The 18,102-nt window shown below is 34.9% G+C and carries 15 protein-coding genes and 1 pseudogene; 5 read left to right on the forward strand and 11 right to left on the reverse strand.

The genetic code is table 11. The features are described from left to right. Positions 1–90: 90 nt before the first annotated feature. The 3 genes from GSM_RS06185 to GSM_RS06195 form a co-directional block, all read right to left on the reverse strand. Positions 91–1,026 carry an NADP-dependent oxidoreductase gene (locus GSM_RS06185; protein ID WP_010077905.1) on the reverse strand — a complete coding sequence of 312 codons (936 nt, stop codon included), beginning with the start codon at positions 1,024–1,026 and terminating at the stop codon, positions 91–93. A 209-nt stretch (positions 1,027–1,235) separates the two neighbouring features. Continuing rightward, positions 1,236–1,727 (reverse strand): DUF1836 domain-containing protein, encoded by a 492-nt coding sequence (locus GSM_RS06190; protein ID WP_010077906.1) that lies wholly within the window; start codon positions 1,725–1,727, stop codon positions 1,236–1,238. Between the two features lie 22 nt (positions 1,728–1,749). Next, positions 1,750–2,607, reverse strand: coding sequence for a DegV family protein (locus GSM_RS06195; RefSeq protein WP_010077907.1), 858 nt, complete (start codon positions 2,605–2,607; stop codon positions 1,750–1,752). A 923-nt stretch (positions 2,608–3,530) separates the two neighbouring features. On the opposite strand from GSM_RS06195, the gene GSM_RS06200 reads away from it, so the two are divergent. Together GSM_RS06200 and GSM_RS14055 are read left to right on the forward strand one after the other, a co-directional pair. Continuing rightward, complete coding sequence (locus tag GSM_RS06200) at positions 3,531–4,367, forward strand: PhzF family phenazine biosynthesis protein (protein WP_010077908.1); 837 nt, start codon at positions 3,531–3,533, stop codon at positions 4,365–4,367. A gap of 506 nt (positions 4,368–4,873) precedes the next feature. After that, a pseudogene (locus GSM_RS14055) lies at positions 4,874–5,667 on the forward strand (Cof-type HAD-IIB family hydrolase). 699 nt (positions 5,668–6,366) lie between these two features. Here GSM_RS14055 and GSM_RS06210 read toward each other — a convergent pair. The 4 genes from GSM_RS06210 to GSM_RS15385 form a co-directional block, all read right to left on the reverse strand. Then, a complete protein-coding gene (locus tag GSM_RS06210) occupies positions 6,367–8,220 on the reverse strand; it encodes an FAD-dependent oxidoreductase (RefSeq protein ID WP_010077909.1) in 1,854 nt (617 codons plus the stop codon). Between the two features lie 204 nt (positions 8,221–8,424). Next, on the reverse strand, positions 8,425–8,829 hold the full coding sequence (locus GSM_RS06215) for a flavodoxin family protein (RefSeq protein ID WP_010077910.1): 405 nt from the start codon (positions 8,827–8,829) through the stop codon (positions 8,425–8,427). A 34-nt stretch (positions 8,830–8,863) separates the two neighbouring features. Beyond that, the gene (locus GSM_RS06220; RefSeq protein WP_010077911.1) at positions 8,864–9,817 is read right to left on the reverse strand and encodes an FAD:protein FMN transferase; all 954 of its coding nucleotides are present in this window, start codon (positions 9,815–9,817) and stop codon (positions 8,864–8,866) included. 172 nt (positions 9,818–9,989) lie between these two features. After that, a complete protein-coding gene (locus tag GSM_RS15385) occupies positions 9,990–10,109 on the reverse strand; it encodes a glycerol-3-phosphate dehydrogenase/oxidase (protein ID WP_235720349.1) in 120 nt (39 codons plus the stop codon). A 15-nt stretch (positions 10,110–10,124) separates the two neighbouring features. Here GSM_RS15385 and GSM_RS15050 point away from each other — a divergent pair, with 15 nt between their 5' ends. Continuing rightward, positions 10,125–10,286, forward strand: coding sequence for an anion permease (locus tag GSM_RS15050; RefSeq protein ID WP_235720350.1), 162 nt, complete (start codon positions 10,125–10,127; stop codon positions 10,284–10,286). Between the two features lie 627 nt (positions 10,287–10,913). On the opposite strand, the gene bioB is transcribed toward GSM_RS15050, so the two are convergent. After that, positions 10,914–11,876, reverse strand: coding sequence for a biotin synthase BioB (bioB, locus tag GSM_RS06235; protein WP_040538244.1), 963 nt, complete (start codon positions 11,874–11,876; stop codon positions 10,914–10,916). Positions 11,877–12,041: 165 nt separating this feature from the next. Between bioB and GSM_RS06240 the strand changes: the two genes are divergently transcribed. Then, positions 12,042–12,584, forward strand: a complete 543-nt coding sequence (locus tag GSM_RS06240; RefSeq protein ID WP_010077914.1) for a biotin transporter BioY — start codon at positions 12,042–12,044, stop codon at positions 12,582–12,584. Between the two features lie 431 nt (positions 12,585–13,015). Here GSM_RS06240 and GSM_RS06245 read toward each other — a convergent pair whose 3' ends face one another. From GSM_RS06245 to GSM_RS06255, 3 genes are all read right to left on the reverse strand, one after another. Next, the gene (locus GSM_RS06245; protein ID WP_010077915.1) at positions 13,016–13,258 is read right to left on the reverse strand and encodes a GlsB/YeaQ/YmgE family stress response membrane protein; all 243 of its coding nucleotides are present in this window, start codon (positions 13,256–13,258) and stop codon (positions 13,016–13,018) included. 36 nt (positions 13,259–13,294) lie between these two features. Then, on the reverse strand, positions 13,295–13,501 hold the full coding sequence (locus tag GSM_RS06250; RefSeq protein WP_010077916.1) for a CsbD family protein: 207 nt from the start codon (positions 13,499–13,501) through the stop codon (positions 13,295–13,297). A gap of 174 nt (positions 13,502–13,675) precedes the next feature. Beyond that, entirely contained in the window at positions 13,676–16,417 is a 2,742-nt protein-coding gene (locus GSM_RS06255; protein ID WP_010077917.1) for an HAD-IC family P-type ATPase, read from the reverse strand. A 207-nt stretch (positions 16,418–16,624) separates the two neighbouring features. On the opposite strand from GSM_RS06255, the gene GSM_RS06260 reads away from it, so the two are divergent. Then, the gene (locus GSM_RS06260) at positions 16,625–18,064 is read left to right on the forward strand and encodes an MFS transporter (RefSeq protein WP_003691317.1); all 1,440 of its coding nucleotides are present in this window, start codon (positions 16,625–16,627) and stop codon (positions 18,062–18,064) included. The last annotated feature ends 38 nt before the right edge of the window (positions 18,065–18,102 follow it).

Here is an 18,102-nt window from a genome sequence, read left to right on the forward strand (position 1 = left end):
TCCTAGCTAAAATAAAAAAGCATCACGTGATCGTTGGCTCTAGTTCTGCCAACAATTATGTGATGCTTTTTTGTATTTAATTATGAAAGATTACTTCACTTTAATTACTATTTTCCCTCTGGCATGACCTTCTTGACTCTTTTTATGTGCCGCTCTGACTCCTTCTGCAGTCAAAGAATATACACTATCTATAATTACTTTTACTTCACCTGCAACAATTAAATTTCCTAGCTTACCCAGTTGCTTACCGTTTGGTTGTAACCACCAGCTTGAAACTTCCTTCGAACTTGCTTTTTGTTCTTCACTTGGATTCCCAGCAATTGTTACAAGTCGTCCATTTTCTTTCAGAATTGCTAACCCGTCATCAATTGCATTGACAGTATCAAATACAGCATCATAGTTATTTAACACTGCATCAATTTTTGTCTCATGATAATCTATGACTTCATCTGCTCCTAAACTTTTTAGAAATTCATGATTTTTTTTACTTGCAGTAGTTGCAACATAAGCACCAAGATGTTTGGCAATCTGAATAGCAAACAGACCTACACCTCCTGCTCCACCTTGAATAAGAACTTTGTCACCCTTTTTTACCTTCAAACGATCTACAATGACTTGCAATGCGGTCAATCCCGCTAAGGGTACCGCGGCAGCCGCTTCAAATGTAATTTCATCAGGTTTAAGGGCCAATTTATCTTCCTTAACGGCTACATATTGCGCATAAGTTCCCTTTTTACCATCAATATAAATGTCTGGTCTAGCGAAAATCTTATCGCCAACCTTGAAATCGGCAACCTTGGCACCAACTTGTGTGATAATCCCTGCCGTGTCCCACCCAAGAACCACAGGGAACTTCCATGGATACATTCCTTTTAAATAACCTAATCGTGCCTTCCAGTCGATGGGATTAATACTTGTTGCATAATTTTCAACAAGTACTTCATCTTCTGCTAATTCTGGAATTTTCAACTCAATTTCTTTCAAGTTGTCTATGTCGCCATACTCTCTAATTGCAATTGCCTTCATTGGTAAATTCACTCCTATATTTTATTAACGTTAATTATAGCTCCAATTATCATTGTTTACAAAAAATAAGTAAAAATAAAAAATCATCCTAATATCTAGGCTAATCATTTTCCATGGACATAATAAAAGCTTCCTGATTGATAGATGGAGTAATGTAATTCATCTATCAATCAGGAAGCTGCTGTAACAAAAATTCCAGTGCATAAAAATTATTGAGTTATATCTCTAAGTTCCCGTAAATTTTGCTTAGTCATTAACCAATAGCTGATAGTTTGAACTGCATTACATTGTAATGTTAGTAAATCAGTCTGCAGCATGCTCTTTTGAACCATCAGTTGTTCCTGCTTATTTGCAGTTTCATTATGAGTATTGAATAAAAGAACAAATGCATCGTAGTTGCTTTGAATAGATGGCTTTTGATTATTAATAGCATCCAAAGTTAATTTAATCTCAGTTAAAGAAAAAACAGGTTTCATCAATCCAATGATAATCGTTCCAGCTAGATGAACTCGTTGATATTTTTTTTTGTGTGGTGCAATCATAATTTGCGCTTTAAAATAATTGTGCAACATCGTTTTTGTTATTAATTCACCTGTAATCGGTTGAAGATAGTTATTAGTTAATGTAATCAGTTGATCTAAATGTAAATCAATCAGCGGTAACTCTTTCCATAAGGGAAGTTGTGGTCTGCCTTTATCCATTTCTAAGTCTCCTATGCCATCATTATTTAGCTTGAACAGCAATTCCAATCAGTCCCGGACCAGTATGAACTCCTAATGCAGGAGAAACCTCAGTTGTATAAATTTTGCTTTGCTCAGGTAACAGAAGACGAATTTTTTTAATAACTTCATCCATCAAGGGCTCATTAGCTCCATGAGTGATACCAATTCTGATATCATCATAATAATTAACATCACGAATTGCTAAAGCAATCATTTTTGCAATTGCCTTGGACTCACTGCGTGCCTTAGCAATTGGATAATAAATACCATTAGGATCACATGAAATAATCGGTTTAATGTTTAAAATTGAACCAATAAGTCCAGCTACTCGACCAATGCGGCCGCCAGCCCTGAGATAGTCTAAGGTAGGGATATAAAAATAAACATGACTTCTAGGAACCGCTTTGTTTACGGCTTGAACTACCATATCAAATGATAGCCCTGCTTGAATTAGTTCCTCTGTATATATGATAAATAAACCACTACCAATACCAATATTCTTAGTATCAATAACTTCTATGTCTATGCCTTTAATTTCTGCAGCAGCTTGTTTAAATACTTGATTGGTAACCGACAAACCGCTGGAAATTGTTAATGCAACGACTTTGGTATAACCGCGTTTCTTCAAAGAAGCTATTTTTTCCATTACAGTCCCAATCGAAGGACTAGCTGTTTGTGGCTTTTGTGTGCACGTTCTTAGTTTTTCATAAAACTCAGCCGGTTGAATATCGATTCGATCAAGATAATTAATTCCATCAATAGTTAAATTTAATGGAACCAACTCAATATTATGATTTTTTTGTAGTACTTCCACAGGTACATCTGAAGCAGAATCAACTAAAATACCAATTTTTTCCATTGACATAGACTTCCAATCATAGTTAGTTTTAATTCAAACATAGTTATTAAAAGCATTTAACATAGGAGGCAAAACCATCATATATGGTTTTTAATACTATATACATGATATTTTAAATACTACGTATAGTCAATGCTTATTTTTAATATTTCCCAGATACTAAGACAAATACCAAAAGTCATCTGTTCAAAAAACATAGATAAACATTATTATGATGAAAGTGAGTATGATTTTAATATTAAACTAGACATATTGATTATAGACTTGCTGCTACATCAAGTTTTGACACTTTTCTTTATTATTTATCGCCAGTTGCAAACGCTTGCAAAAATGGTGCTTAACTGTTATCATTTAGATAGAGGATAATTAGAAATCGTTAATCAGTAATTAGTTTTACTGATAAACTCACATGATGAGTTTAAAATAAGGGTTTCAAATAATCCTTAGGCAATCCAATCAGCATTTAATAGTATGAACGTTATGATGTAAAAATTGTAATTTCGGATTAACAATTAGTTGCTGTGAACAGGAACATGCGATAAGGGTAAAAGCTTGTTTAATGTCACTGTTGATTGGGTTGCTGTTTTTTTGGTTTGCACCGATTTAGCCTAATCAATCTACTGGTGGTACAGCAGTTTCATTTGGTAGAGCAGTTGGCCGTCGTTCATTGATTGCCTTTACTGATTTCACCGTTACTTTTGTTTTAACGTTTATATTGCACTTGTTTATAACATTTTGGGGAATTTTCTTACGAAAATCAGTTTTGTAGACTCACAAAAATATAGAATTATCAAGAATTGGGATAATGATCCCTTGCATGTGCCAAATATTGACTTAGGAACAGATTGTAATTATCTAAATATATCTGTATACTGACCAAAGCAAAGTATCAATTAAAGTAATTTTGAATGGAAAAAATAAAGATGGTTGACATTTATGTTGTAAGTGCTTTTAGCAAAAACAAAGCTGGCCTTGTTTTTGATAGACCTGATTTGAATTCAATTCAAAAAATGGCGATTGCCAAAGAGTTGGGGTATGCTGAAACTGCTTTTATTACCAAATCAAGCTTAGCAGATTTCCGTTTAGAGTATTTTACGCCTACGGAAGAAGTACCACTGTGCGGACACGCTACAATAGGAACGTTTGCATTTCTGAATTTGATGAATGAATTATCTAAAAGTGAGTATACAATAGAAACAAAGTCAGGAGTTTTGTCCATGAGAGTTGGTTCAGATGGCATGGTATTTATGGAACAAAACGCTCCAACTTTTTTTAATGTCCTTTCATTAAATTCCTTTACTGATTGTTTAGATACTAACTCAATTGATGATAAACTACCAATTCAGATTGTGTCTACAGGCTTAAAGGACATTCTTTTACCAATAAAATCAAGTAAAGAGCTCCAGCAATTAGATCCTAATTTTAGCGTTATGACTGAATTAAGTAAAGAACAAAATGTTATTGGTGTTCATGCTTTTGCACTAGAAGATATAAAGAACAATATTACTGCAATTTGTAGAAACTTTGCACCGCTCTATAATATTAATGAAGAATCAGCGACGGGAACTTCCAATTGTGCCCTAGCCTGTTATCTATTTAAATATGTTGAAAAGAAATCACAATATATTTTTGAACAAGGTTATAATCTAAATAATCCATCGAAAATTGTTGTTGATTTAACAACTCATGATGATATTATTGATGCCGTATTTGTAGGCGGGTACGGTTATCTAGTAGAAAAAAAGTCAGTATCAATTTAATTAGTAGTGATATGACATAAAGCACACTCTCAAACATACAGAGATGTGCTTTTTTTCAAAAAGTAAGTAACGCCAAGATTTCAAGATTTGGTTTCAAAGTCATTTGAGCTGCCCTTTGCTTATCGTGATTCAGGCTTGCCGATAAAGGACAATGCTCGCAATAGTGAGACTGAACTTAACAACATTGAAAAACAATTTTATCAAGTTAAAACCAATTGAGAAAAAAGAAAGCACTCTCTTCAACTATTTAGTCTGTACTGAAATTAAAGTATTATTAGGAATAACATCTTAAATCAAAGTGAAATCAAGAATAATATTGTTTCTTTTTAAACTTTGCAACAGAACCATAACTTCTTCTTGAATAATATTTACTGAAAGCTGAAGCAACAATTAATGAATTTATAAGATGTGAAAAAAACTTATTTTTGAAGCGTTAAATTGATGCTAATGTGTTATGCTGTTTTTATTAAAGCGTTTACAATCATATAATATAGGGAGCTGTAGTTATGACAAAATTAATTGCAACGGACATGGATGGTACTTTTCTTCGTGGAGACATGACATATGATAAGTTACAGTTCAGAAATATTCATGAACGAATGATGGCAGCTGAAATCAAGTTTGTCGTCGCAAGTGGCAATCAGTATTATCAGTTACAATCTTTTTTTCGGATTATCCTGATACTATATATCTGGCAGAAAACGGTGCTTATATTCGTACTTTAGAAAAAGAATTGTTTGTTAATAAATTTGATCGGATAGTCGCAGACCAAATTCTTGCGAAACTAGAAACTATTTCAACTATCAGTTTATTGGTTTGCGGGCGCTTGAGTGCGTATGTATTAACAACTACCAACCCAGAACAAGTGAGAACCATGCGTAACTATTACCATCACCTAGAAGTAGTAAAAAGTTATGATAATATTGATGATGACATCTTAAAGTTTGCTATCTCCTGTCCACCGGAAAAAACTGAAGAAATTGTTGAAGTTTTACGCCGCTCATTAGTTGGTCTGGCGGAACCCACAAGCAGTGGGCATGGTGATATTGACATTATCCAACCGGGTATAAATAAGGCAGCAGGCTTGAAAAAACTTGGAGATCTTTTAGAGATAGATTTAAAACAAATGGTTGCTTTTGGCGACGGGGGCAATGATCTTGAAATGATTAGAGAAGTTGGCCTAGGAGTAGCAATGGCAAACGCGCAGCCGAAGATTAAAACCACTGCTAATGCTTTTACAAGTGATAATGAAACGCAGGGTGTTCTAAAATTTATTGATAAAATCTTACTTGAGCAGTAACAGCAAACTATAAATAAACATCTCCTTATAGTAAATAATAATAAAAGGCTGACCAAATGAACCACTCTTCTTATCAGTTTGGAATGTAGAGCAACTTATTTTCAGTTATTAATTTCTTTAGCTATTCTGATTTATAATTTTGAGTTACTAAATTTAAAATTTCTATTTTAAACTCACATGATGAGTTAATCAGTACAACTAATTACTGACTAACGTTTTATGAAACACTTGGTTACGTTCGCAGTGGTGATATATATCAAGAAGATGGCATCGCTTGTGTTAACCTTATTAAGAATAACTAACTAAGTTTTATATCGACGTTTCCAATAAATCCTCAGCTATCTGCTTAATCTCCACACAGGATAATTTTCTTTTGATCCAAGTCATTTTAGATACTAAGTACAAGTTAATTTATGTTATGCCTGTTATACACTCTAGACCTTCTTCAATATAATATTAGAATATTGTTCTTGAAGATGTTGGCTGCAACCAGCACTTTTTTATTTTTATACCAAAGAACTACACCGGAAAAATCATTACTTTTTCTGGTGTAGTTCTTTAATTTGGGTCTTATAAACCAGCTTCTTAAAAAGAGCAAAACACAATTTAACGTCCTAAGAACCTTAAAGTTTATCTAACAAAAAATATTCAGCGATAATGTAAAAATTATAGGATTGCTTCTAAATAATTAAAAATCATTTAGTACGTTGATTTTAAATATTTTTTATCAATGTTTTCAATGTATTCCTTAGCATTTATTGACGCATGGCGTCCAGAATTAACGTTGTGGGCGCAAGCAGAACCACCCAAAGTAATAGTATATACATTGCGATACTGCATTGTACTGTCCATTCCAGAAATATAAAGCCCATCAACTTTCTCGAAATTATCATCAATTACTTCGAAGTTTTGGTTTGATCCAACTCCACCCACACCAATTAAATTTGATGGGTCAAGCCGTGCAATGTAAAAAGGGCCTTCTTCAATTGGAACAATCATATCAGCATCTTTTGCAAATTCTTCATCTCGCCCATTGTGTGCAAATTTGTTGTATTTCTTAATTGTTGTCACAAAATCTTTCTCAGGCAATCCAACTGTTCTAGCAAGTCCTACAATAGTGTCACTCTTGTAGAGTGAATTACCTTCGTTAATTTCCACCGCTTTAGATAAAATAGCCATAGCGTTTGGAATATTTTTTGTAATTTTATTGTAAATTTTTTGAGTGAATATTTGATAAGTTACCTTAGTTGCACAAATTGCCATCCTTTGGTAAAGCAAATTATACTTTTTGACATTTTCGTTAACAAAGCGTTTACCATTTTGATTTACCCATACAACTGGCCCACCTGATGGCAATGACATAAAACCATTAATTGGATCAATGTAAAGATGAACGCCTTCATGAGGAAGAGCTTGAATGTAGTTCATCATAAACTCTGGCGATTCTTTTAACATATCCTTTGCACCTATAGACATGGCCATTTGGTAACCATCTCCTGTATTGCTTGGCATCAAACAGTAGTGTAAATTCTGAGTTGACCACCCTTGTTTTTCAATTAATTCAGGGTTATGACCAACCCCTCCAGTAGCTAATAATGTTGCTTTAGCATTAATTTTTACCATACCTTCTGCCGTTTTTGCATATACCCCTTTAACTTTACTATCTTCAAAAATGATACTTTTAGCAGAAGTTTCAAGTAAGAATTTAACCCCTAATTCATCAGCACGTTTCTTCATGAACGGAACATATCCTTCAGAAGCAAAACCGTCTTTGTACCAATGGAATGTAGGAAACATACAAGTTCCATGATAATCATCAACCTTAGTCAGTTTAACCCCTTGTTTTACCAACCAATCAATATTTTCAGCTGAGTTATTAACTAAATCTACCCAAAAAGAGCCATCAACACGATATTGCCCTATTTCTGCTTCTTTAGCAATTATTTGTTCCTTGTCGGCATAAATTCCAACGGCTTTTTGCATTTTTGTATTAATTCCAAAAATGCCTTCAACACCACCGCCATTTCCAGCAACAAACCCATTTTTTTCAATAACCAATGTATTCATCCCGTCAGAACCTGCTTGTACCGCAGCAGCTAATCCAGAAATTCCTGCTCCAATAATCAAAAAATCAGTATTAATTTCTTTAACAATTTTTTGAGGAACCTCCCGCCAAAAAGCATATTCTTCTTTGCGAATATCAACATCTGATTTTAAAGTGAGATTTGCTTCAGCAGTCCATTGGTTAGCATTTAAGTTGTGAAAATTATCAATATTCCCACCGGCCTGTGTAATGACTTTTTCAATGGCATTTAACAATCCCTGCCGAGAGTGTGAAGCACCTGAAATTGTATCAATTTCGAGGGTTTGGCCTTCAATAATTTGTTCAGGCAAACGTGTAAAAACAGCTTCCTCTAAACCACCAGGAGTCATTTCCCTCTGAGGAATGATTTTAGTGATTTTATTATCTTTAATTTCAACTTTAAGCGGAATTGACTCTCCTTCATATTCTTTAGCAACGATTTGATACGTTCCCGATTTCAATTTTGGCATATTCATTTCCTCCTACAAATTAGAAAACACGCTGACAAAAGCTTAGAATTAACAGTACTCGCCCTTTTATGATTACGCTTTCAAGAAATATATTAACATCCCTATAAGGTTTATTCAATTCTTTTTGTGATAATTATCACAATATAACTATTTGAGCATTAAAATTTATAAAATGTGTGCAAAAAGTTACACCAAAGTTTTGTATTATTGTCTTACGGTTTCTACAAATTTTGCAAGTTCTTCTCGTTGCCGCTTCGTGATATGCCAAATACTGGGAGCTAATCCGTGTAAAAATAGACGTGATTCAGCAATGTTCAGCTTATTCTTTTCTAATACTTTTGCCAATTGCTTTTCAATCGACATTACACCACCAGAAGTACCAAACATGATGACTTTTTTAACCTGTTGCGGATCTAGAGTTTTTACAAATTCTTTTAACTCCTTATCCAGTGACATCATATGAACTGCTCCCCCAAGAAGCAAGATGTCAACTACTTGTCCTGATAGTGGTGTAGCAACAGATTCAGCTTTGACTCCTAATTTTTCAGCAATCAATTCTGCCATTTTTTTAGTGTTTCCAGTTTTAGAACAATATCTTATGACAATCACAACTTTACCTCCTGATTTAAAATATTTGTAAAATTTATTTTTGCGCGAAATGATAATTATTATTAATAATCTTAAACTGTTCTCGTAGATTCTTGGTAACAAAGACCTGCCGCTGTTGTGTGGTAAAGATAAATCCAAGTGAATCATCGATTGAAGATAATTTCAGGGTATTTATTCCATTATAGAATCCTATACTAGACCAAGCTTCACCTGTAATTGATTTTTTACTGATGACCGTCACACTTGCAAGATTTGTATTAACAGGGTACCCAGTTTTGGGATCAAAAATATGATGATATTTTTGACCATTATAATTTAGGAGCCTCTCATAAATTCCAGAAGTAACAACTGAACACGCCTTAGTGATTAACACACCCAGTGGTTTATTTCGTACATCGAAAGGATCTTGTATTCCCACTTTCCATTGCTGATCTTGATGAGGACCAGGGCCTAGCAATACAACATTTCCACCCAAATTAATAATTCCTTGGTTAACACCATGGTTTAACCACATTTGTTTTATAGCATCTGCGATATATCCCTTAGCAATTCCTCCTAAATCTAGTTCCATGCCCGCATGTAAAAGGAAAACAGATCTTTCCGTATCGTTAAGTTCTATTTGTCGCGGGTCAATTAATTTTAAACGTGCTTGAATATCCTTAACCGCCGGAACATGCGCATCTGAGAATCCAATGTGCCACAGTTTTACCAAGGGCCCTATTGCAACATCAAATCCCAAATCTTTTTGACTGATTTCAACGGCTTGTTTTATCAACTGATAACTAATCGGGCTGACCTTAACCGCGTGATTTCCAGCTGCATGGTTAATATCCATGATTTCTGACTCAGCACGATTAACTGTCAAAAGGTCTTCATAGTGTTTGATCAATGTATATGCATTATCAAGATCTTTAATTGTCGCAGGTGTAAAAACAGTTAAAACGATTTTTGTTCCTAATCCATGATAAGTTTTAGCCACTACGGTCATTTTAAACACCTCTGATATGAATTTTTGCCACACTATTATGTATAAAAGTATTATAAGCTTATCTTGAGTGTAGTATAACAGAAAATAAGTTCACAATACCTTACAGTTTTTATGGTCTCTTCAATAAGATAATAAAAACAATTTGATATCTCTTTTATGATCTATTTAATGCTTAATTAGTGACGCTTCTAGTGTGCTTTAAATCAACAAGCTTAGCTTCTGCAATTTCTTTATTTAACAGCTCAGTTTGTTCAGCGACCTCTGCCCGATCCCAAGCGAAGTATCTTGCCATTTTGTTAATTACACCTTGTTTAACTTTATCAAGGGTTTCACTTCTAAAATTAAGAAGACACCTAATGCCAAAGAATATGCAGATAAGGAATTACATCAAATGGGCAGCTTTTCCATCTCTGAAAAAGTTATGAGCATTATTTTTATAGTTGCCCTACTCCTTTATATAAAAAATTAAAATCAAGAAAACAACTGAACATAAATTAGATTGTTTCTTAATTCTCCATAAATTACCCTTCGTCCATATTTTGATGTAAAAATAATATGATATTTATAATCCCATCTTGCATGTGCTAGGTTATCGTCTTTTGAAAATGCCAAAGCCATCCTAACCTCCCACAAGTAAAAATTTAGGTTCATTTAACATGGTTAACCAAAAAGCAAGCAGAGACTTATTGCTTACTTTTTGGTTAACCATATTATTTGATGATTATAGAGCCTTGATTATAGTGTCTGTTGCTATTTTTAGAGGACATATTTAATTTTCTTAGCCATTGTCTTATTATTGATACCTAAATGATTCTGTCGTTGTTAAAATTAGGTAAGGTATCTCCATATATTTTTCAATTACTTTCAGATATGCTACTCCAAAAGAAAAACGTTCTTGCGATATACTATACGGTAACACTAGTAGATTTCAAATCTCTTGTGGAAATACACTTTTTGTTTTCAACAACATCCGAACTACACGTTGTCTGACAAAATCTATTGATTGAAGTTCATCTACTACCACATTAACTTATTCCGTGGATGTGAATTTTTGAATATTTGATCCATATTTTCTATCTGCATTTTAATGTTCTGATCAGTAGTTTTCTATATTTAAAGCCAAATTTTTAAAGAAATCTAGATCCACATTTTTATTCTCTCCTTCTTCTGTCAGATAATCACCCAGAAACGTTGAATTTACCAATAAGAGAGCCATTGGCTGTAAGAAGTCAAAATGTTTTTCACGTCCAGCACTTAAACGAAGTTCTTTGTTAGGAAAAATGAAGCGCATCATAACCATTATTTTTAAGCACTTAAGCGGCGTTAATTCATTTTTTCCCTCTAATGGGGTGCCTTCAATGGCTAGCAGAAAATTAACCGGTATTGAAAAAGGATTCCTGCTCTTTAAATCGAAAGCTAGTTCAACTAATTCTTCATCTGTTTCACCCATACCACAAATAAAACCAGAACAAACATCAATCTGATGCTCATTAACTCTTTCAAGTGTTGCACATCTGTCGTCATAATTATGTGTAGTTGCAATTTTGCAATAATTTTCTCTTGGTGTATTTAAATTGTGGTTTATCCGATCTATTCCAGCGCTTTTAAGCTGTGCCAACTGTTTGTCATCCACGAAACCGGCAGATAGGCAAATCTCAAGACCAAGTCTATTTTTGATAGTTGGGATAATTTCACACAGTTGATTAACTTCTCTTTTGGATGGTTTCGTTCCGCTAAGTGCAATGCAAAAGACACTTGCATGATTCTTCTTGGCCAGAATTGCCTTTTTTAAAATTACAGCATTTGGCACCAAGCCGTATTTTTCAATTTTTTCTTTGCTTCTCCGTGACTGGGCACAATAACCACAGTCCTCATTGCAAATCCCCTGTTTTGCACTTAATAAGACATTTAATCTTAACGAGTTTTGTGTCACTTGATTCTTTAAATAGACAGCTGCGGCAAAAATTGACCACCAGTCCTTTTTGCTATGAAGAATGTTAAGTGCTTCTTCTTCAGTGATTTCTCTGCTCCCAGCTAAAATATCTTGAGCTAATGTCATGTAATTCAATTTTCATGCTCCTTCTGTTAACAATAATTTACACAATGGTTAACAATAAAATAATTACACATAAAACAAAAAAAACAACCGTTAACTAGATTTGACAAAATGGTTAACTAAGATATATTGTTTAACTCGTAATTATTTACACTTAGGAGGTTTATTATGAAGGTACGAACGATAACTCAAGTTGCTTTGATGACAGCTATTTTGATTATTTTGGGATTGATTCCCGGTATTCCTATAGGTTTTATTCCATTACCAATTGTTTTACAAAACTTAGGTGTTATGCTTGCAGGTGCATTATTAGGCTCTAAGAGGGGAACTTTAGCAGTTTTCTCACTACTTGTCTTGGTTGCCTTAGGATGCCCTTTTCTACCTGGTGGTCGCGGTGGCATTGCGGTCTTCATTGGTCCTTCCGGCGGATATCTTCTCAGTTATTTACTCTGTCCTTTAATTATGGGCAAGTCTTTAGAGTTTTTTTCAAATAAGAAAATGTTGGTCGATTTTGCTATCATTTGGATTATTGGAGTTGTTTTTATCAATGTCTGCGGAGCTATTGGGTTAACTATATCAACGGGGATGACTTTTTGGAAAGCTCTGTTGTCTGTTCTTGTGTTTATTCCTGGAGATACAATCAAGTCGATTGCAGCAGTACTCATATTCGAAAAATTAAGAAACAATGCAGTTTTCAGAAGCAATATCTAGTCTAGTGTTAACTTCTTATGTATATAAAATACATCTTTTGCTTGGGAAGAATTAACTGACTTGATCTGCACTCAAATAATACTTTTTGAATGAGAAAGAATGTGCGATTATCGTAAGAAGTGTTAACTACAATCTAGTTAAGCCTAGCTTTAATTGATTCATGTCTGGTCGTAAAAAATGTTAATTATGCAGTATAAAATTTATAATTATTACAGGAGAACAACTTAATTATCTGTTAACTATTTTTGCTTTTCTCTGTTCGGCCAATATTATATCGAAAGAGCTACACCGAAAAAGGTAATGAAATTTTCGGTGTAGCTCTTTCATTTAGGAATCATGACCCAGTCCCCCCATTATTATGAATAGCCAAAAAAGAACCTTGATGAAATTACACCAAGGTTCTCTTTATTTTCAAAAAGAAAGAATACAATTTAGTGCCTAAATAGAATAAACGAAACTAGCCATACAAGAACTATTGCTCCAATAATTGATGGTACAATAGCCATTCCAGCTAATTGCGGTCCCCAAGAACCAAGTACTGCCTCACCAATAGATGAGCCCACTAAACCTGCAACAATATTACTAATCCATCCCATTGATTTGCCTTTACTTGTAATTGCACCTGCAATTGCACCTATAATCGCACCTACAATTAAGACCCATAACCAATGCATAGTCTCTCCCCCTTCGTACAACTTTGTTTCTCAAAACTATTTGTTAATTTTCGACTTCAAATCCTCGGCAGCATCTTTAACAGCATCCTTAGCATCACCAAGTTTTTCTTTGGCCTTACCCAAGAATCCTTCTGCTTTTCCTTGTGCTTCACGAGTCTTGTCACCAGTTGCTTTTCCTTCAACTTCTTTTGCTTTACCGGTAACCTTGTCCTTCATTCCATCGACTTTGTCATCCAAACTCATACATTTCAGCTCCCTTCGAAAATTCACTTCGTATTAAGCCGCACGTAACGCTTAACCTTACATAAATTGTAACAAAGGTTAATATTGTAATCAATTTTTTTGCTTTCATAAATAAAATGTGGGAATTTTTTAGGCTTTTCCCTGATAACTCAGCCTAAGCTACTTAAAAATTTATCATATTTTCGATTTGCTTGCTTTTTTTGAGTATACTAACCTTACAACTTTCACTAATTCTGTGACTATCAGCACAATTAGTCCTGTTATACTTGGAATTATCCAACCGTAAACAAAACTAATCGATCTAGTGTGAAATATATCCTGCATAAATGGCAAATAAATAATTCCCACTTGGAATAACAACAATATACCTATAATGTAAAAAGAGATTTTATTTTGAAAAAAATATTTTGAAAAAACAAGATGATCATTTCGCATATTGAACAAGTAGAATATCTTACCGAAAATAATAATATTCAAAGTCATGGTACTGCCCATTATATGTGACATTCCAAGAGCAGTCATGCCATTATATGCGATCATGCCTAAACCTGCGATCAGAATTGATACGTAGATTATTTCAACAATATCAAACTTCGTCAAAATTCCACGACCGATATTCCTAGGCCCCCTAGCCATTATTCCCTTTTCTGCCGGCTCGAAGATGAAGGCAAATTGAATTGTTAATGCTGAAACCATGTTGATCCACAGTAACTGTGTAGGATATAGCGGCATAATCTGGTTTAACAAGATACTGAAAACAACAATTAATCCTTCCGCAAAACTTGTTGGTAGTAAAAACCGGATTGTCTTTCGAATATTGTCAAAAACCAAGCGTCCTTCTCTAACTGCTGAAAGAATAGTTATAAAATTATCGTCTGCCAATATCATGTCAGCCGAACCTCTAGCCACATCGGTACCCTTAATCCCCATTGCAACACCTATATCAGCTTGTTTAAGTGCAGGAGCATCATTAACACCATCACCTGTCATTGACACAACGTGCTTTTTTTTCTGCTGTGCCTTCAAAATCTTTAACTTATCACTTGGAGTGGTTCGTGCAAAAACCGTATACTTATCAACATTGTCAATCAAGTCCTGTTCAGACATCTTATCAAGTTCTGGACCTGTAACAGCCTTTAAGTTTTCACCCATGTCAAGTTGATTTGCAATAGCTAAAGCTGTGTTAGGATCATCACCAGTAATCATTTTAACTTTAACACCAGCATATCGAAGTTGTTTAATGCCATCTCTAGCTTCTTCTCTTGGAGGATCAATTATTCCGACTATCCCCACAAATTCAAATTGCTTTCCTATTTTTGCCGGATCTACAAGTTTCTCAGCGTCATCGACCTTTTGCAATCCAAGTCCCACCACACGTTTCCCCTGCTTAGAAAGTTTTACAACTTTCTCTAACCACTTCTGTTCTCCTTCAAAATCAGGACTAAATTTCTTAATTTTACTTAATAAGGTCTGTGGGGCTCCCTTGACCATTAAATAACGCTGATTTGCAGCTTGGATAAGTCTTGCAGAATATCTAAATTCCGAATCAAAGGGAAGTGAATCAATCTCAGATACGTCTGGTTCTTCTCCTGTGACTTTATGATAAAGTCCGGTCAATGCTCCGTCAGTTGGTTCACCAGTAAGTATCCAGGCTCCACCTTCCAAATGGAATGAAGCATCAGAAGTCTGTCCAGCAATCTTAATAAGCTTACTCAACTTATCGTCATTTTTCCAGGCAACAACTCTATTCTCAGTATCAAGAATTTGGCCTGAAGCATCATAACCGACACCAGATATTGTGTACTCATCATTGAGAGTTATTATATCGGTAACCGTCATTTCATTTTTGGTAAGAGTTCCTGTCTTATCAGTATTGACAATATCAACAGCTCCTAAAGTCTCCACTGCAGGTAAAGTCTTAACAATTGCATTCTTCCCAGTCAACTTTCTCGTCCCCATTGCCAAGACAACTGAAACACTCGCAGGCATTCCTTCTGGCATAGAACCAACAACTAGGGTAATAATCGCAACTGTTAGCGTTGGCAGACTATAAATTTTAAGATGCATACCTAAGAAGAATAGTATTGCCGCAATTGCTACGATAGCCAATGATAATGTAATCCCCAATTTATCTAGGTTTTTCATCAGCGGTGTTGCCTTATTTTTGACTTTGATTACATCGGATTGAATCTTACCAATTTGCGACTGCATCCCCGTTGCTACCACGACTCCCGTGCCAGAACCACTTATTACGGCTGTAGCAGCAAAAGCCATGTTTGCTCTCTCAGCTAACGGAACATTCTCCAATTCAATCGGCTCTTCAATCTTATCAACAGAGTTCGTCTCACCAGTCAACGTCGACTCCTGTATTTTTAAGTTATCGGCTGTCAGTAGACGGATATCAGCTGGAACAGAATCTCCTGCTTCAAGACTAATAATGTCCCCAACAACAATTTCCTTAGCTTCCATCATTTTTCGTCGTCCATCACGAATAACAAAACTCTCGGCTACTAATAATCCTTGAATTTTGTTCAGAGCAGTGTCGGCAGAAACCTCTTGAAAAAATCCTATGAAGGCATTTGCTACAATAACTGCACCTATAACAATCGAGTCTGGGTAGTGACGCAGCAGGAAAGTAGCAATTGCAGTCACTGCCAAAATATAGACAATACTGTTATTGAATTGCTTGAAAAAAAGAACCCAATTAGACTTCTTCTTGACCTCTAGTTCATTTTTCCCGAATCGTTCTAATCTTCTTTTTACTTCTTTAGCACTTAATCCAATAGTTGCATTTGTCTGGTACCTGTTTTCCAACTGCGCTGTACTCGCTTGCCAATCTTGCCTCTGACTGGGGGCACCGTCGTCTCCGGAGTCTTCGCCTTGTTCAATTAAGTGTACTTGTTGCTCATCTTGCATTAATAAAATCATCCTCTTCTATGTTATATTTTTATCGATCTGGTATATGAAGTTCTAATAATACCCTTCTGATAGTCCTCACCTCCGATTAATTACTACCAATTATAAGGGATAGTCCTCTGAAAATAAAATTCTAGAGTTTAAGATTGCAAAAAAGGTTGTTATATTCAATAATTAACTGATGCTAACAAAAAGGACGTTTGAATATTGAAAAAAAATAACCGTATTTTAATTTTATGTGCCATTTTCGTAGCAACTTTTATGACTTCAGTAGAAGTTACAATTGTTACTACTGCTCTCCCATCCATAATCAGTCAATTGCATGGTTTATCATTTCAGAGCTGGATAATGAGTTCTTATCTCCTGATGACAGCAATTGCTACTCCTATTTACGGGAAATTAGCAGATGTTTGGGGAAGAAAATCATTATTTCAATTAGGTCTTGTATTATTTACTATTGGTTCTCTACTAAGTGGATTAGCACCAAATATCTTCTTTCTAATAATTGCCCGCTGTATCCAAGGAATTGGCGCGGGTTCCGTAATCCCCCTCACATTCACCATTATCGCTGATCTTTATTCATTCAAGGAACGTGCAAAAATCATGGCATTCACAAACACCGCATGGGGCTTATCTGCACTTATTGGCCCACTCTTAGGTGGATTTCTCGTAGACCAATTAAGCTGGCATTGGGTCTTTTTTGTCAATGTTCCTTTGGGAATACTAGTATTTGTCATAATTGCAGCCGGTTATCATGAAACTTATACTAAGCAGCAACTTACTAACATCGATAAAGCTGGAATCACCTTCCTGTCGCTTACCCTATTGCTGTTGCTGATAGGTATCCAGTTATTAAACACTCATGTTATTTTGGGAATTCTGATTCTTGTCATCTCGGGTATTTGTTTACTTCTTTTTTCTTCAGCAGAAATAAAAGCGAAAGACCCAATAATTCCAATCTCAATGTTTGTTAATCGAACATTCTCAAATCAAGTTATTACAGCAACGTTGCTGAGTGGGATTTTGATTTGTTATGAAATATACTTTCCTATCTGGCTACAGTCGCTCTACCATGTGCCCGCAACAATTTCTGGACTTGTTGTAACTTCGAGTTCTGTTATGTGGCTGCTTTCATCCTTTTTTGTTGGCCCATTACTGCAGAGATTCTCACCTAAAAAAATTATATTAGTTGTTGTTATCATCCAATGCATAAGTTATCTACCATTGATTGGAGCGGGTAGAAACTTTCCTGACTGGTCATTCTATATAATTGCAGCAATTAGCGGTGCTGGAATGGGAGTCGTTATCAGTATGAATATCATGTTGTGTCAACACTTAGTTGGACCAGAACAGGTTGGATCTGCAACCGCCATAATCACTTTAGGCAGATCGCTTGGACCGACAGTAATGGCCGGTGTATATGGCGCGACCCTAAATATTATTATTAAAAACAATCTTAATGGCGTTTCACTTGCTCAAGTTAACGATACTATCAGTTCTGCAAGTAAAACGGTGATTGCGCATCAACTCAATATTGAAAATATTATTTTGCAAGCTCTACACGGTGTCTTTGGAATCACCATTCTTCTTTTTCTTGTCATTCTCATTACAAATTTACTTGATCCAAATAAAAAGATTATTGACTGATTATTCTTTACACATTAATTACAATATTTATAACAGTT

This window comes from Liquorilactobacillus mali KCTC 3596 = DSM 20444 (genome assembly GCF_000260415.1).
GTDB lineage: Bacteria > Bacillota > Bacilli > Lactobacillales > Lactobacillaceae > Liquorilactobacillus > Liquorilactobacillus mali.